The sequence below is a fragment of the Pseudomonas marincola genome (assembly GCF_900116605.1).
Lineage (GTDB): Bacteria > Pseudomonadota > Gammaproteobacteria > Pseudomonadales > Pseudomonadaceae > Aquipseudomonas > Aquipseudomonas marincola.
The window spans coordinates 283,405-309,742 of the sequence record NZ_FPBC01000004.1 but is presented as its reverse complement, the minus strand read 5'-3'; the positions used below and the strand labels follow the sequence as shown (position 1 = coordinate 309,742).

At 54.3% G+C, this 26,338-nt stretch carries 26 protein-coding genes; 18 read left to right on the top strand and 8 right to left on the bottom strand.

Annotation, left to right across the window (positions count from 1 at the left end; all coding sequences use genetic code 11):
- Positions 1-3 precede the first annotated feature (3 nt).
- A complete protein-coding gene (locus tag BM395_RS09305; protein WP_090510926.1) occupies positions 4-1,275 on the top strand; it encodes an MFS transporter in 1,272 nt (423 codons plus the stop codon).
- A gap of 22 nt (positions 1,276-1,297) precedes the next feature.
- The gene (locus BM395_RS09300; protein WP_090510924.1) at positions 1,298-1,648 is read left to right on the top strand and encodes a nuclear transport factor 2 family protein; all 351 of its coding nucleotides are present in this window, start codon (positions 1,298-1,300) and stop codon (positions 1,646-1,648) included.
- A 69-nt stretch (positions 1,649-1,717) separates the two neighbouring features.
- Here the strand turns inward: BM395_RS09300 and BM395_RS09295 are convergent, their stop codons facing one another.
- The 4 genes from BM395_RS09295 to BM395_RS09280 all read right to left on the bottom strand — a co-directional run bounded on the left by BM395_RS09295 (position 1,718) and on the right by BM395_RS09280 (position 5,507).
- Complete coding sequence (locus BM395_RS09295) at positions 1,718-2,560, bottom strand: oxidoreductase (protein ID WP_090510921.1); 843 nt, start codon at positions 2,558-2,560, stop codon at positions 1,718-1,720.
- A 79-nt stretch (positions 2,561-2,639) separates the two neighbouring features.
- On the bottom strand, positions 2,640-3,875 hold the full coding sequence (locus BM395_RS09290) for an NAD(P)/FAD-dependent oxidoreductase (RefSeq protein ID WP_090510919.1): 1,236 nt from the start codon (positions 3,873-3,875) through the stop codon (positions 2,640-2,642).
- Positions 3,876-3,895: 20 nt separating this feature from the next.
- Positions 3,896-4,216, bottom strand: a complete 321-nt coding sequence (locus BM395_RS09285; RefSeq protein ID WP_090510916.1) for a 2Fe-2S iron-sulfur cluster-binding protein — start codon at positions 4,214-4,216, stop codon at positions 3,896-3,898.
- Positions 4,217-4,244: 28 nt separating this feature from the next.
- Positions 4,245-5,507, bottom strand: coding sequence for an MFS transporter (locus BM395_RS09280; protein ID WP_090510913.1), 1,263 nt, complete (start codon positions 5,505-5,507; stop codon positions 4,245-4,247).
- A 386-nt stretch (positions 5,508-5,893) separates the two neighbouring features.
- Between BM395_RS09280 and BM395_RS09275 the strand changes: the two genes are divergently transcribed.
- From BM395_RS09275 to BM395_RS09250, 6 genes are all read left to right on the top strand, one after another.
- Positions 5,894-6,130 carry a ferredoxin gene (locus BM395_RS09275; protein WP_090510911.1) on the top strand — a complete coding sequence of 79 codons (237 nt, stop codon included), beginning with the start codon at positions 5,894-5,896 and terminating at the stop codon, positions 6,128-6,130.
- 50 nt (positions 6,131-6,180) lie between these two features.
- Positions 6,181-6,939 carry an SDR family NAD(P)-dependent oxidoreductase gene (locus BM395_RS09270; protein ID WP_090510908.1) on the top strand — a complete coding sequence of 253 codons (759 nt, stop codon included), beginning with the start codon at positions 6,181-6,183 and terminating at the stop codon, positions 6,937-6,939.
- 65 nt (positions 6,940-7,004) lie between these two features.
- Entirely contained in the window at positions 7,005-7,955 is a 951-nt protein-coding gene (locus BM395_RS09265) for a VOC family protein (protein ID WP_090510906.1), read from the top strand.
- A gap of 1 nt (position 7,956) precedes the next feature.
- Positions 7,957-8,841 (top strand): fumarylacetoacetate hydrolase family protein, encoded by an 885-nt coding sequence (locus BM395_RS09260; protein ID WP_090510903.1) that lies wholly within the window; start codon positions 7,957-7,959, stop codon positions 8,839-8,841.
- A 37-nt stretch (positions 8,842-8,878) separates the two neighbouring features.
- Positions 8,879-10,447 (top strand): MFS transporter, encoded by a 1,569-nt coding sequence (locus BM395_RS09255; protein WP_090510900.1) that lies wholly within the window; start codon positions 8,879-8,881, stop codon positions 10,445-10,447.
- 105 nt (positions 10,448-10,552) lie between these two features.
- Positions 10,553-11,338, top strand: a complete 786-nt coding sequence (locus BM395_RS09250; protein WP_090510897.1) for an IclR family transcriptional regulator — start codon at positions 10,553-10,555, stop codon at positions 11,336-11,338.
- 8 nt (positions 11,339-11,346) lie between these two features.
- Here the strand turns inward: BM395_RS09250 and BM395_RS09245 are convergent, their stop codons facing one another.
- Positions 11,347-12,537, bottom strand: coding sequence for a thiolase family protein (locus BM395_RS09245; protein WP_090511051.1), 1,191 nt, complete (start codon positions 12,535-12,537; stop codon positions 11,347-11,349).
- The gene (locus BM395_RS09240) at positions 12,537-12,935 is read right to left on the bottom strand and encodes a Zn-ribbon domain-containing OB-fold protein (protein ID WP_090510895.1); all 399 of its coding nucleotides are present in this window, start codon (positions 12,933-12,935) and stop codon (positions 12,537-12,539) included. The genes BM395_RS09245 and BM395_RS09240 overlap by 1 nt, the downstream gene beginning before the upstream one ends.
- Positions 12,936-13,073: 138 nt before the next feature.
- On the opposite strand from BM395_RS09240, the gene BM395_RS09235 reads away from it, so the two are divergent.
- The 4 genes from BM395_RS09235 to BM395_RS09220 all read left to right on the top strand — a co-directional run bounded on the left by BM395_RS09235 (position 13,074) and on the right by BM395_RS09220 (position 16,969).
- A complete protein-coding gene (locus BM395_RS09235; protein ID WP_090510892.1) occupies positions 13,074-13,775 on the top strand; it encodes an SDR family NAD(P)-dependent oxidoreductase in 702 nt (233 codons plus the stop codon).
- A complete protein-coding gene (locus BM395_RS09230) occupies positions 13,772-14,761 on the top strand; it encodes a fumarylacetoacetate hydrolase family protein (RefSeq protein ID WP_090510889.1) in 990 nt (329 codons plus the stop codon). Before BM395_RS09235 ends, BM395_RS09230 begins: the two co-directional genes overlap by 4 nt.
- Before the next feature lie 136 nt (positions 14,762-14,897).
- The gene (locus BM395_RS09225; RefSeq protein WP_090510885.1) at positions 14,898-16,298 is read left to right on the top strand and encodes an aromatic ring-hydroxylating dioxygenase subunit alpha; all 1,401 of its coding nucleotides are present in this window, start codon (positions 14,898-14,900) and stop codon (positions 16,296-16,298) included.
- 95 nt (positions 16,299-16,393) lie between these two features.
- A complete protein-coding gene (locus BM395_RS09220; protein WP_090510883.1) occupies positions 16,394-16,969 on the top strand; it encodes an aromatic-ring-hydroxylating dioxygenase subunit beta in 576 nt (191 codons plus the stop codon).
- 182 nt (positions 16,970-17,151) lie between these two features.
- On the opposite strand, the gene BM395_RS09215 is transcribed toward BM395_RS09220, so the two are convergent.
- Positions 17,152-17,901, bottom strand: coding sequence for a DUF2889 domain-containing protein (locus tag BM395_RS09215; RefSeq protein ID WP_090510880.1), 750 nt, complete (start codon positions 17,899-17,901; stop codon positions 17,152-17,154).
- A 98-nt stretch (positions 17,902-17,999) separates the two neighbouring features.
- Here BM395_RS09215 and BM395_RS09210 point away from each other — a divergent pair, with 98 nt between their 5' ends.
- The gene (locus BM395_RS09210; protein WP_090510877.1) at positions 18,000-18,800 is read left to right on the top strand and encodes an SDR family NAD(P)-dependent oxidoreductase; all 801 of its coding nucleotides are present in this window, start codon (positions 18,000-18,002) and stop codon (positions 18,798-18,800) included.
- Between the two features lie 644 nt (positions 18,801-19,444).
- Here BM395_RS09210 and BM395_RS09205 read toward each other — a convergent pair.
- On the bottom strand, positions 19,445-21,076 hold the full coding sequence (locus tag BM395_RS09205) for an ATP-dependent acyl-CoA ligase (RefSeq protein ID WP_090510874.1): 1,632 nt from the start codon (positions 21,074-21,076) through the stop codon (positions 19,445-19,447).
- A 182-nt stretch (positions 21,077-21,258) separates the two neighbouring features.
- Between BM395_RS09205 and BM395_RS09200 the strand changes: the two genes are divergently transcribed.
- From BM395_RS09200 to BM395_RS09180, 5 genes are all read left to right on the top strand, one after another.
- Positions 21,259-21,990, top strand: coding sequence for a TetR/AcrR family transcriptional regulator (locus BM395_RS09200; protein ID WP_090510869.1), 732 nt, complete (start codon positions 21,259-21,261; stop codon positions 21,988-21,990).
- A 334-nt stretch (positions 21,991-22,324) separates the two neighbouring features.
- The gene (locus BM395_RS09195) at positions 22,325-23,389 is read left to right on the top strand and encodes an amidohydrolase family protein (protein WP_090510866.1); all 1,065 of its coding nucleotides are present in this window, start codon (positions 22,325-22,327) and stop codon (positions 23,387-23,389) included.
- Positions 23,389-24,240 carry a fumarylacetoacetate hydrolase family protein gene (locus BM395_RS09190; RefSeq protein WP_090510864.1) on the top strand — a complete coding sequence of 284 codons (852 nt, stop codon included), beginning with the start codon at positions 23,389-23,391 and terminating at the stop codon, positions 24,238-24,240. The genes BM395_RS09195 and BM395_RS09190 overlap by 1 nt, the downstream gene beginning before the upstream one ends.
- A 13-nt stretch (positions 24,241-24,253) precedes the next feature.
- Complete coding sequence (locus BM395_RS09185; protein WP_090510862.1) at positions 24,254-25,156, top strand: 3-hydroxyacyl-CoA dehydrogenase; 903 nt, start codon at positions 24,254-24,256, stop codon at positions 25,154-25,156.
- Entirely contained in the window at positions 25,153-26,328 is a 1,176-nt protein-coding gene (locus BM395_RS09180) for a thiolase family protein (protein WP_090510860.1), read from the top strand. Before BM395_RS09185 ends, BM395_RS09180 begins: the two co-directional genes overlap by 4 nt.
- Positions 26,329-26,338: the final 10 nt, after the last annotated feature.

The following is a 26,338-nucleotide window of genomic DNA, read 5'->3' as shown; positions in this document are numbered from 1 at the left end:
ATCATGGCTGATTCAGCTGAGTTCAAACGCGGTTGGCGCGTTGTAGTGCTGGGCCTTGTCGGTATTTCTACGAGTATCTCGGCCGCTCTACTGTATGCCTTTGGCACGCTGGTAGTGCCGCTTGAGCAAGCCTTCGGCTGGAGCCGTGGCGAGTTACAAGCTTCGATTACCTTTCTGTTTGCTGGGGTGGCGATATCCACCCAGGTGGTTGGCTGGCTCTATCGACATTTCGGTTTGCGCCGGGTGGCTATAGCCTCCATTGGGCTGCAGATAACAGGGTATTTCGCAATTACTCAGATTCAGGGGTCGATTGGCTGGCTGTATTTTGCCTTTTTCATGATGCCAATCGTTTGTGCCGGCACCATTGCGATTACCTGGACGCAACTTGTCAATCTCTGGTTCGAACGCAATCGCGGCTTAGCCTTGGCGGTGATTCTATGCGGAACAGGGTTGATGGCCATGCTGCTGCCGCCATTGCTATCGCAGTTAATCGCAGCCTATGGCTGGCAAGCCGGCTTTATTGCCCTAGGTGTCATGCCGCTGGTTTTCACCTTGCCGCTTTCTTTATTGTGGCTGCGCCTTCCTGGCGAAACCATAGAGCGTGATGCGCAGACCAAGCAAACGCTTGCACAAGCCAGCGGATTCACCTTTAAGCAGGCTGTGCATTCTTGGTTGTACTGGGGCTTTAACATGGCGCTGATCTTATCAGTGTCACTCACGGTCGGAATGGTCACCAATATAGTGCCGATGCTGCAAAGCAAGGGTTTAACGGCCCAAGCTGCGGCTCAAATATTTAGCTCTTTCGGAATTTCGATCATCTGTGGGCGCTTGCTGGTGGGATATCTACTGGACCGTTACTCGCCTTCGTTGGTGGCCGCTGTGAGCTTGGTCCTGCCGGCACTGGGTTGCCTGATTTTTTTGTTCGCCGGTATGCACAGTACCGCGCTGCTAGTGCTGGCGACGTTGTGTATTGGCGCCAGCGCTGGGGCTGAGTTTGATTTGGCGGCTTTCTTAATGGCGCGTTATTTCGGCCTCAAGGATTACGCCAGGATCTTCGGCCTGCATCTGTGCTTGATCACCATTGTTTCTGGGCTTATGCCCATGTTTTTTGGTTATTTGTACGACATTAACGGTAGCTATTCAGCTGTACTGATCTGCTGTTTGTGCTGCGCCATTATCGGACCGGCAATTTTGCTGTGGCTCAATATGGAGCGAGTATTTTTCGCCCGGCAGCGGCTCACACAGCCATCCCCGCAACCCATAAAAAACGCCTAACTACACAGAGGACGAACGTGAGATGAGCATGGATAAACACGTTATTGAAGAGTTTTTACACGGCCAGGTTGAGTGCTGGAACAATGGTGATAAAGAGGGTTTTTTTGCTCACTATCGCCAAGTTGCACCCAACGGATTGAGCATTGAATACGTCGGTAAGCCGCAGCACGATGCTTGGCTAACACTTGAGGGAATGTGGGCGCAGCAGCAACCGAAAATTCGTATCGATGTGCGTCAATGCATCGTTAACGCTAACGAAGCCGCGTGCCAACACCTGAATGCGTTCCGTGAGCAAGACGGCGGGATTGATACGATCGAAACCTACCGCTTTGAAGACGGCAAATTGTTCGTGCGTTACTTCATCAATATGTAAGCCGCCGAGCATCACGGCACATCGTTACCCGCCTTGCAGAGATACGTAAGATGGGTAGCGGCGCGGTGTTTAGCCGGGGTTAAGTATATCGGTTGAATACGACAGCTCCTGGTATTGCTCTATGTCACTGAGCATCTTGTTCAGCTTGGCGTTGACTTGTTGGTACGCATCCGAGCCTGCCAAGTAGCGCAGCGGAGGTGACTCACTCGCAGCCAGTAGCACCAAGGCTTCACCGAGCTTTGCCGGATTGCCAGTTTGCTTATGGTTGTAAGCGGCTGATGCGTTTTTGACCTGCGCGGTGAGCCTGACATAGTCCGCCAGGCCGCGCTGGCCAAACACTGCTGAGCTTGGGTCAAGGAAATCGGTACGGAACACGCCGGGTTCGACCAAGGTGACCTTGATACCGAACTGCGCTACTTCGAGTGCCAACGATTCAGAAAAACCTTCTACGGCGAACTTCGACGCGCAATACAACGCGGCGCCGCCCATGCCCAGAATGCCACCCATGGACGAGATATTAAATATCCGGCCACTTCGTTGCTGACGCATGACGGGTAGTACCGCACGGCAAACGTTCAGCACGCCAAATACATTGGTGGCAAATTGCTGGTCGGCGTCGCGACTGGTGTTGTCTTCGAACGGTGCTAACTGGCCGTAGCCGGCGTTATTGACCAATACGTCGATACGACCGAAACACGCGACGGCGCTTTGCACCGCGCTGAGCGCTTGGGCTTCATCGCTAACATCCAGCGGCACCGCTAGAACACGCTCGCCATAGGCTGCGAAAACTTCCTGCAACGCCTCGATACGACGACCGCTAACCACGACGTTATCGCCATTGGTCAGCGCCGCTTTTGCAATCGCGGCGCCGAGCCCTCTGGCTGCGCCGGTAATGAACCAAACTTTATTCATGGCAGGGTTCCATTGCTAACCCGCAAGTCAGCCTCAGCCCAAACAGTGCGTGGGCTGAGGTCTTAGTTGGCGCAGGTATTTAGTCGCGGTTTTCGGCTTCCCACGCTTTCAGGTCAAAGCCTACGGCGGCGGCTTCAGCGGCAGTTAGCTTTGGCGCACGGGTAAGGATTTTGCGCGCGGCCATGTGGTCACCCATGCGGTTACAGGACTCGACAGCGACTAGGCGATCATTACGGAAACACAATACCGACATCTTTTGTTCAGCGGCGTCACCCAAGATAACGGTGCTGTCATAACCAGAGCTGAGGCCGGCAATTTGCAGTTTCAAGTCACCTTGGTCGGTCCAGAACCACGGCAGGGCACTGTAAGGCGCCGACTTGCACATCAAACGTGCGGCAACGGCTCGCGCTTGGTCGACGGCGTTTTGCACGGATTCCAGGCGCGTGTGTTGTTCGCCGTTATGCAGGCAAGGGAAGCTGGCCACATCACCCAAGGCAGAAATTTTCGGGTCAGATGTAAGCAGGTTGGCGTCAACCTTAATGCCATTTTCAATCTCCAGCCCAGCTTCGGTAGCCAGCTGCGCGTTGGGGATAACGCCGATGCCAAACACGACTAAGTCTGCTGGCAGGCTACGGCCATCGTTGGTTTGCACCGCTACGACCTTGCCATTGTCGCTATCGATGCTGCTCAGGCCCTGGCGGAAATCAAAGCGCACTCCCCAGTTTTCATGGGCCTGACGGAACAGCTCGGACATTTCTCGCGAAACGGCGCGAGCCATGGGCCGCTCACCCAGTTCAAGTACGTGCACCTTGGCGCCCAGCGCCGCGGCTACCGCTGCGAATTCCAAGCCAATAAAACCGGCGCCCACCACCACGACATTGCGTGCGCTGCGTACCAGCGGCGCCAAGGCATCGGCGTCGGCTTTGGTTTTGATGCCGAACACTTGCGGTAAATCGGCGCCAGGCACCGGCAATGGGCGATTGTGCGCACCGGTGGCCAGAACCAAGTGGTCGTACTTGAGGGCCGCACCGGATGCTAGCACCACACGATGATTCTGGCGGTCAATAGCGGTGACTTGATCGTGCTGCAAATCGATGCGATTAGCGGTGAAAAAGTCGCTAGGTCGAAACAACAGGTTGGTTTCCTGAATCTTGCCGAGCAGATACGCCTTGGACAGCGGCGGACGCTGATAGGGCAGGCCGGGCTCATCACCGATGAGGCTGATGCTGCCTTCGAAACCTTCCTGACGAAGGGAAGCGGCTACCTGAAAGCCAGCTTGGCCGGCACCCACAATAACGACTGAGGCGAGGGTCATGGAAACTCCTTAAAGCGTAGTCAGAATTGAGAGGAGGGCAGATGCAGAACCATGCCGTCCATTTCTTCGCTGATGATTAGCTGGCAGCTCAGGCGGCTATTGTCACGACGCTCGAAGGCGTACTCGAGCATGTCGTTTTCCATGCCTTCGGCTGCCTGTAGCTTGCTCACCCAGGCGTCATCGATATAGGTGTGACAGGTGGCGCAACTGCAGGCGCCACCGCAGTCCGCGGTGATGCCGGGTAGGGATGCAAAAGTAGCAGCTTGCATCACCGACTGGCCTACATCGCCTTTAACCTTATGCTCGGTACCGTTGTGTTCAATAAACGTCAATGTGGGCATGATTTGCTCCGATTATTGTTAGGGGGGATCAAGAATGGCTAGGTAATGGTGCTGCACTAAAGCGCGGCACTCGACCTAGGGTTAGAAGCAATAAGGGCCCGACCAAGCAGCACGCTGCGCTGTAAACCAGCATCGCGTTATAGCCGCCGGTAGTTGCCAGCAGGTAAGCAAACAGCAGGGGGGCCAACGCTGAGGCAACGGTATTGAGACCCTGATGCACGCCAAATAGGCGGCCGTATTCACGCAGCCCGAAGTAGCGAGCAATCAGAAATGCGGCGATATCAAATTCTGCTCCGGCACCAAAGCCGACCAACACTGCTGCGAACATCAGCGGGGCAAACTCAGTGGTACCGCTCAGGTAGATAAAGCAACCCACTGCGGGCAGCACCAGGCTGATCGCGGAAATTGCTGGTGGCCATAGTCGATCAAGTAAATAGCCAATCAACATGCGGCCAAAGATCAGCGATATCCCAAAGCAGCTGAAGATGATGCTGGCATCGCTTGCAGAAAGGCCTTTGGCCTGCAGCATGGGCACGGTACTGGTGACCATGCCGACAATCGCTGAAATCACTAGACCTAGCGCCAAGTTGCAGGTCCAGAACTTTAGCGAGCCCATGCCTTCGCGAAAACTTACCCCAGTTAATTGCACTGGGGCTGCGCCGCTGTGCTGGGCGTCATTGGCAGTGGGCAGTTTGAACCACAACAAAATCAATGGCAGCAACACCAGTAGATTGAGCAGGGCCAGAATCACAAAAGCGGCGCGCCAATCCCACTGCTCAATACCCCAGGTCATCAGGCGCGGAATGGTCGCGGCGGTAATGCCTGTGCCAGACAGGCCGATGGCTAGAGCGAGGCCACGATTTTGGTCGTACCAAAGGCTCAGCAGTTGAGTCCAGGTCACGGCCAGCGCACCCATGCCGACGATTGGCAGAATGGCAAAGGCGATATACATCGACCAGATCGACTGAGTCAGTTGCGTGGTTGCCAGATAACCGCTAGACAACAGCACTAGCGAGATCACGGTCACCCGTTTCATGCCGAAACGCAGGTTGAACCAGCCAACCAGTTGCAATGACACGACGGCGCCGCCAAATAGGAAGGTGATGCTGGCTTGTAGTTCGCTCTTGCTCCAGCCAAAGGCATCGCCCAGGGGCACTACTAGGGTGCCAAAGCCATAGAGCAGCGCCGCGTTAATACTGATGGCAACGCCGGCGACAGCCAGCAGCAGTATCTTCCAGCCTTGCCGGAATTCCTGGAGATCAATAGCTGCTTCGTTTTTCGACGTGAGCATGGAATTGGCTTCCTTATAGGTTTTGTTGAGCCAAGCGCTGCATGGTGAAAAATACCGGTGCCGCATGGTTGTTGTATTTACCAGCGGCGGCGAGCTGGGTGTTCAGGCTAAAAGCGCAAATTTGCCCATGTCCAGCTCAACCATCTGACTCAGCGACCAATGATTTGCCTGTGCTGACAACATCGTTAGCTCACTGGTCTGATACCCGCCGCGTTCGTTATTTGCCGGTTTTTCGTTGTTTTGAGCCACTACTCACTGCAGTCTGGCGGTAACCTCATGCCAGCACCGCAAGATTTAGCTGAGCATATATGCGTTAAAAACTAATTGCACATAAAATAAATAAGTGTTCATAATTTACCAGGCCTGAACCTGATTGGAAAATAACAATGACTACAGAAAAAGTGCAATTCAAAGCCGTAGCCGACCGTAGTCGCTGCTGTGGTTACGGCCTGTGCGCCGCTATCTGCCCTAGCGTCTATAAGCTGGATGACGATGGCTTGGTGTATATCGATGTTGCCCACGTGCCGCCGGAGCTTGAGGAAGAAGCGCGCGAAGGCGCTGCGGCGTGCCCAGCTGAAGCGCTCTGGCTCGAACCAATCTCAGATTCTGACGGCGCTGTTTAACTGGCTCTGTGCTGGGCGTAAGCCGATCACCCCTAGTTGAGGATGCACAGATGGGACGTCTACAAAACAAAGTGGCCCTGATAACTGGTACCGGTGGCGGTCAAGGCCGCGCTGCTGCGCTGCGCTTCGCCCGTGAAGGGGCGATTGTGGTGGGTTGTGATTGCATTGCCGAAGGCCATGAAGAAACCGCAGCGCTAATGCGCGCAGAAGGTTTCACCCTGTATGGCACGGCACCTGTCGACCTAGGTGATCACGAACAGGCTAAGGCTTGGATTGACGCAGCCGTTGCTGAACATGGGCGCATCGATATTCTTTATAACAACGCCTCTGCTGCACGCTTTGGCTTGGTCAGTGAGCTGTCGATTGAAGATTGGCACTACACCATTCGTAATGAAGTGGATCTCTTGTTCTACACCACTAAATACGCCTGGCTGCACTTGGCCGAACAGCGTGGGGTGATTATCAACGTATCGTCTACGGCTGCTTGGGGCGGCTCGAAAGTCGCCGGTATCTCGGCGCACTCGGCAGCCAAAGGCGCGGTTGTTTCCTTTACCCGGCAATTAGCGGTAGAAGGCGCACCGTTTGGTATTCGCGCTGTCAGCTTGAGCCCAGGCTTTGTGGCAACGCCCGGTACCCGCCCGTTTCTGGAAGACCCAAAAGTGCGCGCTTTGCTCTTGGATGGTGTGCTGATGGATCGTCCAGGCGAGCCGGAGGAGGTGGTGAATCTCGCGGTATTTGTGGCCTCAGATGAGGCTTCATTCATTACTGGATCAGATTTTGTTATCGACGGTGGCCTGCTCTCCGTCTAGTTGAATAGCGTTACGACAGATGCCATTGGCATCGTTTCATCTCGAACAATAACAAGGTGAACAACGTGGACATCATCGGCATTGGCTACATGGGTTTCGAAACCCCTAATATGGACGCATGGCGTGAATACGGCCCAGAAGTGATGGGTTTTGGCATCGGTAAGAGTCCTGAGAGTGACCCCGATTCGCTGTATTTTCGCATCGACGACCGTCGTCATCGTTACGCCTTCCACCCTGGCAAAGTTGATCGTATTGCGTATATCGGTTGGGAAGCGGTCGGCCGTATGGCCTTTGAAGACGGCATCAAGAAACTTGCCGCCGCCAATATCGAATACACCCGTGGCAATGCCGAGCTGTGTGAGAAGCGTGGTGTGCGCGAGCTGGTCCGCTTCCGCGATCCGGTGGGTTACCAGCACGAATTGTTTTATGGCCAGAAGTGGCTGCCCCGTTCCTTTCAACCGGGGCGCTCGCACAGTGGCTTCTTAGCCGATGAGCGCGGTGCCGGGCATGTGGTGCTGATCACGCCGGATTACACCCCTGAGCTGGAAGATTTCCTGCTCAACGTGATGGGTTTTAGCTGGTATGGCGCAGGCGCTGGTAAAGGCCGCACTGGGTTCTTCCGCGCCAAGCTTAATCATCACACCAGCCACGATATCGCCTATGGTCACGGGCCAGGCCGTATGGGTGTGCAGCATGTCGGCTTGTTTGTGAAAAACGTACGCGATGTTGGCGAGACCTACGACATCGTGCGCAAGCGTGAACTGCCGATGATGATGACGCTCGGCCAACACGCTCAAGACCCGCACCTGTCGTTCTACCATTTCAACCCATCAGGCTTTGCCTTCGAAACCATTGCTGAAATTGAGCCGTGGCAGGGTGATCCCTTTGAACTAAATCCGGAAAAACTCAGCCTCTGGGGCCATGAAATGGTTGGCCCAATCCTTGGTCCTAGCGTAAAGACGCCTGAAGAAGTGCTCTGCCCGGAGTATTTGCCAACGTACCTGGCCAAGCGCTGAAATGCGCGTGGCTCGGGTAGCGGTAGGGCGTGAATCGTTCTGGGCGTTACTGGATGCCGAAACCGCTAGCCTGCGGCGCATTAATGCGCCGTTCGCTAGCTGGGCTGGGCTGGTGCCTGCTACCGCACGTGAGGCGCTGGAGTTATCAGTTGAGTGCATGGCGTTATCAGCAGCCCGGCTATTGCCGCCGTTAGAGCCGGGCAGCAGGGTGTTTGGGGTTGGCCTTAACTACCTTACTCACCTCAAACGACTGGGCAGTGAGGCGCCGGCTCACCCGCTGGCTTATATGAAGCCTGAGTCAGCGCTGATTGGCGCTAATGACGAAATCAATTATCCGCCGCTAACCCGTCAGCTTGATTACGAAGTGGAGTTGGTGGCGGTGGTTGGTCGGCCACTGTTGGATGAGCCTCGGGCGAGTGACTGTCTGCTGGGTTATACGGTGGGCAACGACATCAGCGCCCGCGATGCCGGCAAGCAAATTGGGCGTTTGGATCTGCTCACGCAAAAAGCCATGGACCGCACCACACCGGTCGGTCCGTGGATTGTTACCGCCGATGAACTGGGCGTGGTCGGCCAACCTGGTTTGACTATGCAATTGTGCGTTAATCAAGAGCTGCGCCAGCAAGACAACACTCGTCAGATGATTTTCGCTCTGGATGAGTTGCTCAACTACTTAGATGCGCGCATTAGCCTGCGCCCCGGAGACTTGGTATTTACCGGCTCCAGCCATGGCGTGGGCTTGGAAACTGGGCGCTTTCTGCAGCCTGGCGATTGCATCGAGGCTGAAATTAAAGGCATCGGCCAGCTGCGTAATCAAGTGGCAACACCGAGGCAGCTAAGCCCTGCGCGCGCAGTCGGGCGACTAGGCCAGCCGCTGGCTGAATAAACATTGCATATTTAACGGTTCACGCTGAGGAAAGATCATGGGCGAGGGGTCGGCTTGGGCGCCGTTTAGCAACAAAGCCTTTCGTGGCTTATGGCTGGCTGGTGCGATTGTTAATCTGGCCATCTGGATGCAGACGGTGGGCGCTGCGTGGATTATGACCACGCTAACACAGTCGGCGGCCATGGTTTCGTTGGTGCAAACTGCCGTGACTTTGCCGGTTTTTCTGTTTGCTTTTCCGGGCGGGGTAATTGCCGATCTGGTCGATCGCCGCCGCTGGCTAATCATTACCCAAGCCATAATGGTATTTGCCGCTATGGTGCTCGGCGCCTTGGCCTATACCGCTTACTTAAATACTTGGGGACTGTTGGGTTTAACCTTCGTGCTGGGTACGGGGAGCGCCTTGGGCATGTCGGCTTGGATGGTCGCCATGGTCACGGTATTGCCTCGAGATCAGGTGCCAGCAGCGGTGTCGCTCAATGGAATCGCGGTAAACGCCACGCGCGCTTTAGGCCCGGCGTTGGCAGGTGCGTTGATCGCTTATTGGAACACTACCTCGGTATTTGTGGTCATCGCTTTGTGCATGTTCGGCGTGATGCTGTTTTTGTTTCGCTTGCCACCCGCGCCGCGTGAAAAGGGCTTGCCGCCAGAAACGCTGATCGGCGGAATGCGCAGCGGCTTGCGTTATATCCAACATTCTGCGGTGTTGTTCAGTGCCCTAAAGCAAGTGTTGGTGTTCACCTGCGGTGCCAGCGCTTTGTGGGCACTTATGCCGCTTGTGGCCAAACAAGAACTGGTAATGGATGCAGGTGGCTATGGCTTATTAATGGCATTTCTTGGTGGTGGCGCGGTGCTCGCAGCGCTCAATTTGCCGTATTTGTGCCGGGTACTGAGCCTGCGCCGGCTGATTTTATGCGGGGTTATTGCCTTTTTTGCTGCCACGTTTACCGCAGCCCTATCGCATAGCCGAGGCTTGGTGTGCGCCATGATGGTGTTCGCCGGTTTCGGTTGGATGGCTGTTAATGCGACCATTTCAACGGTGGTGCAAACATATGCAGCCGACTGGGTGCGTGCGCGAGTTGCATCGATTTATGTCCTCATTCTGATGGGCTCGATGGCTGCTGGTGGTGTGGCTTGGGGCGCTTTGGCGGAATATTTGGGGCTGCAGCAAACACTATTGTTATCTGCTGCAGCGCTGTTGGCTGGGGTATTTATAACGCGCAGTGGGCGAGTTGAATTAGGTCAAGAGGCCGACTTTGCCCAAGCGCTCATCAGCGACACGGCGCAGATTGTCGATTCGGCTTCGCACACGGAAGGGCTTGTAGCGGTCGAGATCGTTTACCAGGTGCCAGCCGAAGACCTCGATGGCTTTCTGGACACTGTGTATGCCCTGGGCAAATCCCGGCAGCGCAATGGTGCTAAGAGCTGGGAGCTATTTAGAGACATGACGAGTGACCATCAATACATCGAGCGATTTATCGTGATGTCGTGGCTAGATTATTTGCGCCAACAAACCCGTGTAACCCAAGCAGATTATCAACAGGAGTGCGCGCTAGCGCGGTTTCGCCGAGAAGATCTGAAAACCCGACGTTTGATACTCCAGTCTTGAATACAGAAATGTGCAGCTTTGTTGAGTTAATTCCGTATTAAAAGTTTTTGGAATGGAAGATTCTCAGTTTAGAATGCTGGCAACATTTAATTTTTGAGATATGTCATGGACTCCTCTGAGGTTGGCGACAGCTCTAAATCGGCTAATGCGGTCATCGTAAAGCCCGTTTCAAACGCAATTCGCATTCTGAGACACTTAAGCCAAATCGGCACTCCGGAGCGTTCTGTAGATATAGCAAGGCAACTGGCGATCAATCCCAGCACGTGCTTTAACATTCTGCGCACGCTGGTGAATGAAGAGGTGGTCGAATTTAGTGCTATGTCCAAGCGTTATTCGGTTGGCTTGGGCCTTGCGCGTTTAGTTGAACAATTGGTCACTCAGGGTAACCGCGTGCAGCTGGCTAAACCTTTATTGCAAAATTTGGCCGCTCGTTTACGGGTTACCATCACTTTGTGGCGACGTATGAGCCCAGATCGAATTGTTATTGTCAGCTCGGCAGCAAGCCCCACAGATGTGCGTATCGATATGGCCGAGGGACAACGCTTGCCCATTCTTATGGGGGCCAGCGGTCGTTTATTTGCGAATCAGATCAATCTTGATGATCCTGATATTCAAAGTGCGTTCGAAAAAATTCGCTGGGCACGACCGATGCCACTCGATACTTATCGCGAGGAAGTGGAGTTAGCAGCCGAGCGCGGCTGGGCTATGGATGATGGGCATTTTTCGGTGGGGATTCTCGCAGTAGCTGCACCTGTCTATTCGCCTTCACGCAGCATCGACTTTACTGTTTCTGCAGTGATGTTTCGTGGCCAACGAGATGAAGAAGGCCTTGCCGACTTGGGCAAGGCACTGATCGAGTTTTGTGATGAGGTGGCCTGCGTTCTCTACTAGATCTCAGGTTATTCGCGCACCAATAACAGGCTCCCGCCGAGTGGACCACCGCCTGCTGCTACCGTTGTGACTCTGTTGTTGGTCGTTTGCCGTCCTTCGGCGCGTCCCCACATCTGCAGACACGCCTCGTGAAGGTAGCCCAATCCATGGGTGCGTCCCCCAGATAGCTGCCCACCATTGGTATTGATTGGCAGGCTGCCATTGAGCGCGATACGCGTTCCACCTTCGACAAATGTACCGCTTTCGCCCACAGGGCAAAGGCCCAGAGCTTCTAGCCAGATCATGGTCAAAATCGAAAAACCATCGTAAAGCTGTGCGCTATCAACGTCTTGCGGGGTGTAGTCAGTGCGTGACCACATCATTTGGCCGACATCAAAGGCTGCCATTTTGGTTAAAGAAATTTGGTCCCATGACCACGGTTGATTCAGTGCCGCGCCCATTGCTTCAATACGAATTGGCCGATTAGGTTGGTCTTGGGCAATATCGCGGCGCGATAGGATAATAGCGGTCGACGCATCGCAGTGGACATCGCAGTCGAACATGCGTAGCGGCGTGGAAATCATCCGCGACTCCATGTAGTCGTCCAGAGTCATTGGCGTGCGGAACAGTGCTTTAGGGTTGCGCATGGCGTTCTGGCGGCAGGTCATAGCGATTTGCGCCAGTTGCTCTGGGCGGGTGCCGTACTCATGGAAGTGACGCTGGGCGTACATAGCCATCAGGTTGATACCCGATAAAACATTGAAGGGTGTGAACCATTGCCAAGCGTAGCTACTGTCGCGTCCCTGTGTTTTGTTGGTCAAAGCACCAGCTTGTTTATCCACCAGTCGTGCTGAGGCTTCGGTAATGGTACGAAAGACTAGTACGTGTTTGCACAATCCCGCAGCAATCGCCATAGCACCGTTGATTACACCGGCCAGAGGCCCTGGGCCTTCGTAGCCACCGCCAAACCAGTTGACGTTGAGGCCTAGCGTGCTTTTTAGAGCGCTGGGGCCTACCGGTGAAAACGCGTTTCCATTGTTGTTGTCGCCTGGCCAGCAGGCCACGCCATCGATGTCACTGCGCTGCAAACCAGCATCGTTGATGGCTTCTAGGCAAGCATCGAGGGTTAGGCGCATTGCTGACTTATTTGACGGTCGGCCGACTTCCGATTGACCGATGCCGGTGATGACTACGTCTTTTTCGTAATGGTGATCGATCATCATTGCGCCTTCTCAAACAGCGGCAGCCACACGTCCTCAATGTTGAGAAAACTGACTTGCACCGGCAAGCCGATATGCACATCTGTGACGGGGATGCCCACTACGTTACTGACGAACTGCAAACCTTGCTGCTCAACCAACTCAATAATCGCCACCACATAAGGCACCTCGATTTCGGGGCTCCATGGCTGATGATTGACCGTATAGCTAAGCACTGTGCCTTTCCCAGAAACAGCCGTAGGCAGCACCTTAAAGCTTGCACAATGCGGGCAGAGTGGGGCTGGCGGATGAAAAAATAGGCTGCAGGCGGTACACCGGTGAATCCGCAATTCGGCCAGTTCCCCCCCTTGCCAGAAGGCGCGGTTGTCGGCGTTGAGTGCAGGTAATTTTCTTGGCATCAGCTGTCCGCAGGAAAATGTTTAACTTGAAGTCACACAGTATCATTTGTACAAATATTAGAAAAGTGTCATATATATTTGACTTGATCGGGTCAGAGCAAAACGTTCTGCACCTCAAAACAACAAGAGGATTTCGCTATGTCCCTGCCACTATTGGACAAGAGGGTAGTCGTCACCGGTGGGTTTGGAGCGCTCGGCAGCACGCTAGGTCAGCTTTTATTGGCACGCGGTGCGCGTGTGGCACTGGTCGACCGTATTCAAGCGCCAGCAACGCTGCTTGATACACAAAACTTGTTGTGTGTTGATGGCGTCGATTTGACCTCGGCAGAGTCTGCACAGGCAGCGTTTGAGCGCATCAGCAGTGAGATGGGCGGCATTGATTGTTTGGTCAATGTGGCTGGCGGCTTCGCCTGGGAAACAGTCGAGCAGGGCAGTCTTGATACTTGGGACCGCATGTATCAGCTGAATGTGCGCACTGCTGTTGTTAGCTCGCAAGCGGCTTTGGCGCATCTGCTGGGCTCAAGCACAGGGCGAATCGTCAATGTCGGCGCCTTGGCCTCTGTTAAGGCGGGCATGGGCATGGGCGCTTACAGCGCTTCCAAGGCAGGCGTATCACGCCTAACAGAAGCCTTGGCTGAGGAGCTAAAAGACCGCAACGTCACGGTTAACGCGGTGCTGCCAAGCATTATCGACACACCGGCCAACCGTGCCGATATGCCAGATGCCGATAGCAGCCGCTGGGTAAGCCAAGATGCGTTGGCGGCTGTGGTCGCGTTCTTGTTATCAGACGACGCCGCTGCCGTTACAGGCGCACTGCTACCTGTGAGTGGTCGCGTATGAGGTTAGTTACTTTTACCGATGCACACGGGATGGATCGGGGCGGTGTATTGCTTAATCAAGATCAGTTAGTGCTGGATCTGCAAAAGGCCCATCGCGCCCTGAAAGGGCAAGATAGCCCAGCGTTAGTCAGCATATTGGCCTTGGTTGAGGCCGGCGAGTCGGGCCTTGAGCTTGCACGTGGCCTAGTTGCCAAGGCGCCTGCTGATGCGGTGCTTGAGCGCTGCGAGGTGAAATTACGTGCACCTATTCAACCGCCCCCGCAGATGCGTGACTGCTCATGCTTTGAGCTGCACCTGCGGCAGAGTTTTGCCGCTGCGCGCCGCGCCCGAGCGCTGCGTACTGAAGACCCAGAAGCTACGTTGAAAGCGATGAATACGCGGGCAGATGACCGGGTTATAGAGACGTTCAACAAGCAACCGATCTATTACAAAGGCAATCGTTTCGCGGTGATTGGCAACGACGATGAGTTCCTGTGGCCAAGCTTTAGCCGCGCCATGGATTTCGAGTTGGAATTCGGTTGCTACATCGGTAAAAAGGGCAAAGACATCAGTCGTGACGCGGCCCGTAGCCATATTGTTGGTTACACCATCTTTAACGACATGAGTGCCCGTGATGCTCAGGCACTCGAAATGCCGGGCATGCTGGGGCCAGCCAAGAGCAAAGATTTCGATACCGCCAATATCATGGGGCCTTGCTTGGTGACCGCCGACGAACTCGGTGATCCATATGACCTGAATATGATCGCGCGGGTAAACGGCGAGGAGTGGGGGCGCGGCAACACTCGCGACATGCGCTGGCAGTTTGAAGATGTCATCGAGCACGTTTCGCGCTGTGAAACTCTATATCCCGGTGAGTTTCTCGGTTCCGGCACGGTCGGCAACGGATGCGGCTTGGAACAACTGCGCTATTTGAAGCGTGGTGATGTGATTGAGCTAGAAATTGAAGGCATTGGCGTGCTGCGCACCCAGGCTGGCAACAAGGGTTGAGGCGGTAACTCAGCTCTGGATGCTGCTAGAACAGCTTCACTTACAATTCTAGTGTGAATTCTATGTACAGAAATCAATAAAGTGTCTTATATTCCGTTGCAAAGTACCGCAGCGAACCCCTGAGTAGGAGGCAATCATGCTAACAAGAAAAAGCCCCGTTTTGTCTGATGGAACCAAAGTCAGCGATCTGATCTATCCATCCACCCGCGAAGTGCAGATGCGTGTGCTGTCTGACCGCGAAATTTACGAGCTGGAGATGGAGAAAATCTTCGGCAAGATCTGGGTTCTGTTGGGCCACGAGTCTGAGATTCCCAATTCCGGGGATTTCATGGTCCGCGACCTAGGGTCCGATTCCGTGATTGTGGCCCGCGGCAAACAGGGCGAGGTTTATGTCAACCTCAACGTGTGTCCGCACCGCGGCATGCGCATCAGCAGTGCTGACTGTGGCAATACCCAAGTTCACAAGTGCATCTACCACGGTTGGGCTTTCCGCCCGAACGGTGACTTCGTTGGCTCGCCAGTTGAGCGCGAGTGCATGCACGGCAAGATGATGGCCAAAGAAGAGCTGGGCCTGAAAAAGGCTCGAGTTACGGTTTATGGTGGGCTGATCTTCGCCACTTGGAACATTGAAGGGCCTTCGTTTGAAGAGTTTCTGGGTGATGCCAAGTGGTATTACGACATGCTCTTCTGCCGCTCTGACAAAGGTATGGAGGTGCTCGGTCCACCGCAGCGCTTCGTTGTTAACGCCAACTGGAAGACCGCTGGCGAGCAATCAGCTGCCGATGGTTTCCACACGCTAACGCTGCACCGCTGGTTGGGTGAAGTAGGTAACTACGCGAAAAAAGGTGAGGGTGAAACTGCCGACCTTAGCCCTGAAATGATTGGCGTAGAGATCAGCTCGCCCCATGGTCATGCCCTGCGTTGCATCGATTTGGCGCGCAAAATTAAGCGTTTAACGGGCCTCGACCCTGCCGAACTCACCGTAGAGCAAAAGCTTCAGGCGTTGCCGCCAGCGGGTATGACTGCCGATATGGTTGAGCAGTTGTCGCGTAATCTCAGCGAAGATCAGCTCAAAGTACTGACCACTATGCCGCCGCAAGTTGGAGGTATGTTCCCAAACATCCTCTTTGGTTTTGTTTACATTCCGCAGCCAGACGGCAGCGTAGTGGGCTCCATGACTCTGCACGCCTATGTGCCGCAAGGACCAGATAAGCTTGAGTTCGTTAACTGGGTATTTGCCGAGAAAGACGCCTCGCCAGAGCTGCGCGATAAGATGCTCAAGCAGACCATTCAGCTGTTTGGCACCTCGGGCATGGTTGAGCAGGACGACTCCGACACCTGGCCGCACATGACCTTAGCCGCCAAAGGCACTATGGGTCGTAAGAGCACGCTGAAGTATCAAGCCTGCTTTGAAACAGGTGCGCCAGAGGGTTGGCCGGGTCCTGGTATAGTCAATGAAGGCTTTACCAAAGACGATACTCAGTGGCACTGGTGGTTGTACTGGCACGAACTGATGACCGCCTCGGACGAAGAATAATCGGCCGTAAACGTCAGCGCACTAGCGACTCTATTTAATGGGGTCGCATTGCGCTAGCAGCATTAACAAGTACAAGAACAAGTGAGGAGTGACTCATGGCTGAGGTTCAACAACGCGGCGTGGAGGATATCCAGCCGGGTTCCCCTGTCGGCACCAAGCGGGTACCTGTGGGCTCGCCAATTTACAATGATGTGGTGACCTTTCTTTATGAAGAAGCCACGTTACTCGACCAGATTCGCCTGCAGGAGTGGGCCGAGCGCCTGGACACCGATCTGGTGTACACCGTGCCTTTACGCCAGACTCGCGTGTCGGCTGAACTTAGCGCGACCATCGTGCGTAGCGTGCAGCACTACCACGATGACTACCGTTCGATTATGGGTCGTATCTTGCGCCTTTCCGGCAAAAGCGCTTGGGCGGAGGATCCACCCTCGCGCACACGCCGCTTGGTCACTAACGTATTCGTTGAAGAAACAGAAAAGGCTGATGAGTTTGTAGTCACCAGCTATCTGTTGCTAACGCGTAGTCGATTCAAGGACCACCACGTAGATATCATTAGCGGAGAGCGACGTGATGTTTTGCGCTTGAGCGAGGCAGGCTTCAAGCTTGCTCGCCGGGAAGTGATCATTGATCAGGCAGTACTCGGAACCCCAAATCTGGCGGTCTTCCTGTAACTGCTGTAGCGACACTCTGGCTTGAAGCTGGGCGCTTATTTCTGGCTCCGCTTCTTGCTCAGAGTGGCGCATCTACAGCTGCATTTACACCTACACGTAGATCTACACCGCGATAAGCAGCATTGGCGCTTAAGCGGTCCGCGACTTATTGCATATAATCCTCGAAGCCTTTTGCTTATTACTTATGGCCTATCGCCGTGATCGCGAAGCCAAACCTGATCTTCTGCGCACAGTGCGTGCGCCTCATCGGTGAAATCCCAGGTTGAGCCTTGCATGCGAAGCGCTTGTTCTGCACGTTCAGGTTGCTGGGTGTAGCAGTGGCCGGTTGTGATGGCATGAATTTGCGCGTCTAAGTTATACGCCCGCCCCATTGAAATAAGCGTGCAGCGGCGCAGCAGCAATGCCGCCTCGGCAGCCTCTACAGACAAATTACTGATTGCCCAGCGAGCCATACCTTCACGTAAATTTATCCCCGCGTAAGGGATTGGGCCTTCGATCTGCGTGCCATTTATTTGCCAAGATAAGTAAGGCCTATCGTCGCGCAATAGTACTGCGCGGGTGCGTTGATTAACGCGCTGGCCAACGTTTATGTCATAGCGCAGTTGTACTGCGCCTCGCGCCGCCGCCGCGATTGCCAGGCCGGCAAGATCCAGTAGGTGTGTGCATTGATGGCTGGCGTCGGTTTGTCGAGTGACCGAATGCGCTACCTGACTCATGGGCATGCTCAGTAGGTGTTGCAGTTGTTCGCAGGCTTGCGGGCATAGGCTGTAAGGGAAGCGAATGGCTTCACCGTCTACCGCACTGACAACTCCGGCGTTATGCCGAACCCGGACCCTGAAGTGATGGAAGTCGTCTTCCAGTGTGGCGCGAACCTCGCCGGATTGCTCGGCGTAGCTGGCTACTATTTCCACTCGGCGGCGAAATACAGTCATCCTCAATATCCTTGTTGTAATGCTGTTTCGGTTGACGAAATCGGTTATATTTGAACACTATAATAAATAATGTTCACTAAAAATAAAAAGGAGTGGCTATGGCGCTGCTAACTAACCAGGTTGCGGTAATCACTGGTGCCGGTGGAGGAATTGGCCGCGGCATCGCGTTGAGCTTTGTTAAAGAGGGTGCCGCAGTCGTTGTCGCTGAACTTGATAGTACTAGTGGTGAGGCTGTCGTCGCGGAGCTAAAGGCGCTGGGCGGCCAAGCGGCCTATATCAAGACCGATGTGTGTAGCAAGGCAGATATCGAAGCTGCTATACAGTTGGCCGTTGATGAATTTGGCGGGCTCGATATCCTAGTTAACAACGCATTCGCACCCACGCCCAATGTGCTGCTGGAAGAAAAAACCGACGCTATGTTGGAGCAAACGCTGAGCTCCACCGTTTGGGCTGCATGGTGGGCGATGAAGGCGGCTTTACCCCACATGAAGGCTCGCGGGGGCGGTAAAATTATCAATTTCTATTCCATCGATATCGAAATCGGCGCTTGGCTACATGGCGATTACAACACTGCCAAGTCGGCGATTGTCGGTCTGACCCGCAGCGCAGCTTCTGAGTGGGGGCGGTTTAATATTCGCACCAACGCCATCGCCCCGACTGCGATGGGCGCAACGTTTCACAAGCTGGCTGCGGAGAATCCTGGTTTTGCTGAAATGTCCGCATCCATGCGGCCGCTTGGGCGTTGTGGTGAGCCGGAGGCAGATATCGGTCCGGTAGTGGTTTTCCTCGCTTCAGACATGTCGCGCTTCGTCACCGGCGAAACCATACATGTCGATGGTGGGCTGCATCTGCCGGGTTACAACTCGCGGCCAAAAGGTATTGCTGTTCGCGAATACTAAAAATGCAAGGCACATAAAGTGCGGCTAGGTCCGCAATGCAGTTCACTTAAGCATTGGTGGGCGTGACGAGAAACAGCCATTCACTGATGTAAAGGCTTCGCGACTGAAGTCGCTCCCACAAGCTGGTGGTGAACCTGGTTTTGTCGCTTAAGCTTTGATGTTTTTAGACAATCGAGCCGGCGGTAAAAACCTCAATCCAGTCAGAAAGCAGAGCGCAGGGGTAGCGAGGCAGGACACCGATTGAGGCGCGCCGGGACAGGAGCGTCCCGTCGTGAAGTGCCCCGGAGCGGCGCCGCAACGAAGGACGTCGAATCGCGTAGCAGCGAGAGCCAGATACTGGGCGCGCTTTTTCTTTGTTTACTTTCTCTATTGCGCGATCAAAGAGAACAGTGACTCGCCGTAAATGCGAAAGAGGGCGGCCTGGGCCAGTAATCTGCGGTGGATCAGCACATGAGGGCAAGTCAGCGGATGGGTACCGCTAAGCCTATCCTAGGTGTGCACGAAGCTGGCTAACCCGCAAAGCGTTTGTTCAACATCAATCACTGGGTTTGCAGTGGCTCAAGCTCACTACGTTTTTAAGCATAGCGAGCTTGAGCTGTACTCGCGCGTGGGGGATTTGGGTGGTGCCCAAACGCTTTCCCCTGTTACTTTTTGGAGACGGTGATGGAGGTTGTTTCCAAATCCCATGTTGTCGCCGTTTTGCCTTCATCTCTGAGCTGATATTTCAAAACCCGACCCTGTGGGTTCTTTGGCAAGCTGTCGCGGAACTCAATGTAGCGGGGGAGCGCGTAGTAGGGCACAGACTCTGCTGCCCAAAGAAACAAATCTTCGGGCTTTAAGGTTGCACCTTCGTGCAGCACGGCGGTGACCTTAACGTCGTCTTCGCCTTTATCCGACGGTACGGCATGCACGGCCACCTCGGATAATGCAGGGTGAATGGCAAATGCCGCCTCCATCTCAAAGCTAGAGATATTCTCGCCACGACGGCGAAGGTAGTCTTTTTTGCGGTCGACGAAGTAGAAGAAACCCTCATCATCAAATTTGCCGATGTCGCCGGTGTGGAACCACATGTTGCGCATCAGCTTTTGCGTGTCTTCCGGGCGTTTCCAGTAACCCTGGAACATGATGTCAGGACGCAGTGGGCGCACAACGATCTCTCCGGCGGTGTTTGCTGGTACTTCGTGGTCGAGGTCATCAACAATGCGCACATCAAAATCATCAATACGTTTACCGGACGACCCTGGGGCAGCATATTCGCCAGCCGCCAGCGAGGTGATAACGCAGGCCTCGGTGAGGCCATAACCATTACCGCCGACCAATTTGGTGCCGAAGCGCTCACGCCAGATCTGTTTAGTTTCTTCGGTATACGGATTACCGCGTGCAGTATGTATTTGGCCGATGCAGCGCAGCATTGCATCGTTGTCTGGGGCTTGCGCAAGTAGGCCGCCCATGCCGCCAAGAATAGAGGCGATGGTCGCGCCGGAGCGTTCTACTTCAGGCCAAAAATTAGAAACCGAGAAGCGCGGCAGGATCGCTGCGCGTGCGCCGACCAGTATGCTGGCGATAATCGATACGCACAGCGCGTTCATATGAAACAACGGCAGCGGCGTAATGGTCACGTCATCGGCGGTGGCTGGCCCGGCACGCAATTGTAGGCGGGCAAGATTGCACATGAAGTTGTAGCTAATCATGCAGCCCTTGGAAGGCCCAGTGGTGCCAGATGTATAGATAAGGCAGGCGAGATCAGATGGCTGCGGCTTATTAGCCAGTGGCGTGGTATCGCTACCGCGAAACTCGTCTAGCGGCGCGATGCGGATGCTGCATTCGCTGGCTTGTTCTAGCACGCCGCGATGCAGGATGTGTTGCACGTCGTGCAGTTGCTCGGCAAGCGGCGTAATGCGCGCTAGATAGGCGGCCTCGCAAATAACTATCGAAGTTCCGGTATCGGCAATTTGGTGGCGAAGGAACTCACCTTTCAATGCAGTATTAATCGGCACGCTGACTGCGCAGAGCTTGTTGATTGCGAGCCAGGTGGTTACGGCGTCGATGTTGTTATCGAGCATCGTCAGTACGGTGTCGCCGGGGTTTACCCCTAGCTCCGCCAGTGCATTAGCCATTTTGGTCGATAGTGAGTCAACTTGTGAATATGTGTACAACTCTCCGCTGAAATCCAGCAGAACCTTGTCTGGATGCCGCTCCACTGCACGATCTAATGCTGAAATGACAGTGTCTCGTTCTCCCACTGCCCAGGTCTCTGGATTTCCAGTGCTGCCCATGAGTTTTCTCCGTTTAGGCAGCCTCAAAGGATGATCTGCCTGATTTTGTTTTGATGAGAGAATAGGATTCTAAATACAAATTCGCTAAATGTCTTTAGCTATAATTTGAACATGTTGAGTTATTTCTGCATATATTTTGTGCTAATGTCACTTATCTTAAACCCTGACGAGCCCTGAGATTCATGCCAAAAGCCGCCGCCCAGAAAGCAGACGCTTCACTGCCACCTTCTAAAGCAAAGAAAACCGCTGTGTCAGATACTGCTCTTGCCACGGCTAAGCCGGCCGTTCGCCGAGCAGCATCGAACAATGTCTCAGGGGCTAAGGTGAAGCCCAATAAACGTTCTGAAGAGACCATTGCCAACATTCTTAAAGCCACTGAAGAAGTTGTGTTGATGTCTGGGGCTGAGCGCATATCGATCCTTGATGTGTGTCAGGTAGCGGGAGTTTCTCGGGGTACGTTTTATCGTTACTTCTCGTCGCAAGACGACCTTTTAGATACGTTTTCGCGGCATAAGCGCGAGAGTTTCCACATCTCGCTAACCCAGGAGCTTGGCAGGATCAGCGATCCTGAGGCGCGTTTAAATGCCTTGTTTGCCTACCTCGACAACTACCTTGAGCAAAGCCGTGCGCGCCGTTTGCTGGTCGTTGCGCCGGATTACGCTTTGGGCTTTTTCCGGCGTATTTTTCACGATTCCATCGTTCGATTTCAGGATGGATTGGGCATCGTGTTTGATGAGTGGGACGAAAATTTAGGTGTACGCCTTGACCGCGAATTAATTTGCGAAATGATTATTCGTTATGTCTTGAGTGAAATTCTTGTGCCAGAGGCCGCCAGTCGCCGCCTGTTCCCTGTGCGAGTGAAGAAGTTATTGGGTGCATTGATCATGGGTTCCACTGCGAGAACCCGTCGATAGCCTTGCATAGCTCTCACGTTATGATCGAAGCCCCCGCCAGTCGGGGGCTTCGCGTTCTCGCTGGATGATATTTTCCGCTGGTTTCCTGTCACCTAACCTTTCTAGATGAACACATTTCATGGTTCTGGCTGTCTGCTTGATGGCTCTAGAACGGGATTCTTCGTGCTTTAAAAAAATAATATGAACAGTTTTTTGATTTATGCTCAAATTGAATTTAAGATCTGGCTTGGCAGCGAGCCTTTTGGCTTGCCTTTCTCATGGCAGATTTGCTCTGTCTTCATAAAGGCATCGCGCTAACAACCAACAATAAGTGCCAACTTTGAGGTACCAAGAAATGCTTATCGATCTTCACGCTCACGCTCCGCATCCGGGTTACTACAGCCAGCATCCGCATTGGGGGCCGTTCTTCGAACAGCACGCAGATGGCGACATCAAACTGCGCGTAGGTGATTGGATTCTCGGTCTCGGTTCGCCCGAGCGTAAGGCTGCTGTGCGCTCTGGTAATGGCCCGAAGTTGGAAGAGTATTTCGCTCGCTGGGCCGACCCAAAAGTGCGCTTGGCTGGCATGGACGCAGCAGGGCAGAACCTGCAGGTCGTCTCCGTACCGTCGCATTGCTATATGTACTGGACTGAAGCTGAGTTCGCGGTGCCGTTCGCTCGTAAAGTCAATGAAACCCTGGCCGAGTATTGCTCCGCTGCACCGGACCGTCTGATGTTCTGGGCCCATGCGCCGCTGAACGTGCCAGAGGCCGCTGCTGCAGAACTGCGTTACGCCTGCACTGAGCTGGGAGCTAAAGGCTTAGTAGCCGGTGGTGCCAACTTCGGTGGCCTCGAATTTGATTCGCCAGAGCTGGATGTGGTTTGGCGCACTCTTTGTGATCTTGATCTGCCGATGTTCATCCATGGCTATAACCAGTCGGTTACTTGGGGCAAAGATGCGAACACTGATCGTTATGAAACGACTGCCATCGTCGGCATGCAGTACGACGAAAGCCGTTGCTTCTGGAATCTGATTTGCGGCGGCGTGCTCGATCGTTTCCCAGATCTCAAGGTGTATATCACCCACGGCGGCGGCTATGTGCCTTACCAGTTGGGTCGTCTGGCCAAGACCAACGAGAACTTGGACGTCAAATACAACAAGAAGCCGCTGCTTGATTACATGAAGAACTTCTACTTCGACGTCGAGCTGCACGAAGTTCCAATGCGCCAAGCGTTGGTCGACATAATCGGTGCAGACCATGTTTTGTACGGCAGTAACTTCGGCGGTAGTGACGCCGTGCGTCACGATCTGACTCATGGTTTGAAGTTGTCCGATGCAGATTTGAACAAAATTCGCTATGGCAATGCTTGTCGTTTGCTGCACCTCGACCCAGCTAAGTTGGGCAAGGTAGGTGGCTGATGAAACTGGCGCGCTGTGAGTACTTAGGGACCGGTTTTTTTTGGGCCGTTGTCGATGTTGCTCAAAATCAGGTAACACCTATTTCTGGGGAGTTCAAAGACTGGGCGCCGGCAGTTGCTGCCGGCCGCGGGATTAGCTCGGTGCGCATCGCCGGCCCGTCGCTGCCGTTGTCCAGTGTGCGCCTTCTGCCACCGATTGATCCGGTCAATCGGGTGGTGGTTGCCGGGGCCAACTACGCCAAACATTTGGTGGAGTTTGGGTTGGCCGCACCGGCTCAGCCGGTGGCATTTCTTAAGGCTTATGGCGCGCTGATTGGCGCCACTGACCCGATCCGTTTTCCACCCTTGACCGAAGAACTCGATCACGAAGTGGAATTGGTGGCGGTCATTGGCACAGGCGAAATTGATATCAACAATCCTATGGCCTGTGTGCTGGGTTACACCGTTGGTAATGATGTGAGTGCACGAGATCTCCAACGCAGTGGCCCGGCGGGCATTGGCATGGATTTGTTCGCGGCTAAAAGCCAAGATCAAACCACCGGTTTGGGCCCGTGGATTGTGACTAAGGATGAGTTCCCACAAGGCTCGCCTAAGCTGCGCCTCAGCTTAAAAGTGAACGGTGAAACCAGGCAGGAAGGCAACACCAGCGAGATGACCTGGGATGTCGGCCAGTTAATCAGCTTTGTGCAACAACGCTCCAGCTTCGCCTGCGGTGATGTGCTGTTTACCGGTTCACCCGCCGGCGTAGGAATGGGCACTGGCCTGTTCCTCAAGGAAGGTGATGTGGTTGAGGCCAGCGTCGAGGGCATTGGCACATTACGTAACGTTGTCAGCCAAAAAATCCTAGCCTAATTGAGAGCGAACTATGAATTCTGAAAAACAAAAAGTAGTCGTTGTAGGTGCCGGCTTAATGGGTACTGGCATTGCTCATGCATTCGCCAGTTGCGGTTTTCAAACCTTGTTGGTCGATACCAATGCAGCTTCGCTGACTCAAGCTAAAGCGAGTATCGAAAAGATCCTTGGCGATGGCGTGCGTCTTGGCAAAGTGAGCGAGGAGAAAGCCCAGCAATCATTGGCCAATTTGCTCACCTGTAATGATCTGAGCGAAGCCGCCATCGGTGCCAACTGGCTAGTTGAGACGGTTTCTGAGCAGCTAGCGGTGAAGAAAGCGGTAATCAGCCAAGCCGCTCCGTTGCTGGCGTCTGATGCGATTATTGCGACCAACACCTCTGCCCTCAGCGTGACCGAGATTGCTGCGTCGGTGGGTTGTGCTGACCGCGTCATTGGCATGCACTTTTTCAATCCCGTGCACAAAATGAAACTGGTAGAGCTGGTACGCGGCTTAGCCACCAGCGATGAGGTGGTGGCTCGCACCCGCACCTTGTGTGAGCAAATCGGCAAAACATCCATCATTGTTAACGAGTCTCCAGGTTTAACTACCAGCCGCATGTCGGCGCTGTTGGGTAACGAGGCGATGTGGATGCTGCAAGAAGGTACCGCGACCGCTGAAGATATCGATACCGCGTTGCGTCTGGGTTTTAACCATCCGATGGGGCCGCTGGAGTTGGGCGATCTCACGGGCTGGGATACCCGCCTATCGGTACTGCGCTACCTGCACCAAACCCTCGGCGAGAAATTCCGTCCGTGCCCGCTGATCATTAAAATGGTCGCAGCGGGGCGCTACGGGCGCAAAACCGGGCAGGGCGTTTATCGCTACGAAGATGGTAAACAAGTACCGGGCTCCGGGCTCAAAGCGAGCGCACTATGAATGAAGTCGTCATCGTTGATGCTGTGCGTACGCCAATCGGCAAGTTTCGGGGCAGCTTGGCTGGCGTACGGGCTGACCACTTGGGTGCTTTGGTTATCAGCCGCCTCTTAGAGCGAGTCGATGTGTCGCCATCACTGGTCGAGGATGTAATTTTCGGCTGTGTGACGCAAATTGGTGAGCAATCAGCCAACATCGCCCGCACGGCGTTGTTGGGCGCGGGGTGGCCAGTAACCATTCCCGGGCTAACCATTGATCGCAAATGTGGCTCGGGTGAGGTTGCTGTACATCTTGCTGCCGGCGCTATCGCATCGGGCATGGCCAGTATCATTGTGGCAGGCGGGGCAGAAAGCATGAGCCGCGTGCCAATGGGCAGTAACCGTGAAATTCACGGTGAAGCGTTTGGCTGGATGGCTGCCGAGAAATACGAGCTGACCAGCCAAGGCGAGGCTGCTGAACGCATTGTCGATAAGTGGGCGTTAAGCCGCGAAGTGCTGGATGACTACGCCTTTACCAGTCACCAGCGTGCAGCAGCAGCAGCGGACGCAGGCTATTTCGACAACGAAATTGTGCCGGTACCGGTCGCTGACCTGCAGGAAAAAAAACAGGCTGAGCCGGGTGCGGTATTGCGCAGTGATGAAACGATTCGTCGTGAAACCTCACGAGAAAAACTGTCGACGCTGAAAACCAGCTTCCGGCCTGAGGCTGGACGTGTCACGGCGGGTAATTCGTCGCAGATCTCTGACGGTGCAGCGGCATTGTTGTTGATGAGCGCAGACATTGCGAAGCAACTCGGGCTTAAGCCGCGTGCACGTATTCGTGCCTTTACCACGGTCGGTTCTGATCCAACGTTGATGCTCACCGGACCAATTGCTGCGACGCATAAAGTGCTTGCTAAGGCGGGGTTGAGAATCGATGACATTGATCTTTTCGAAGTCAACGAAGCGTTTGCCTCGGTACCACTGGCCTGGATGGCAGAAACTGGTGTGCCACATGCCAAGTTGAACGTTAACGGCGGCGCTATTGCTCTGGGACATCCATTGGGCGCGAGCGGTGCTCGGTTAATGACCACCTTGCTCAACGAATTGGAACGTCGTGGCGCGCGCTTTGGCCTGCAAGCCATTTGTTGCGCGGGCGGCATGGGTACCGCAACCATAATCGAGCGGCTTGACTAAGGTGGCTCGT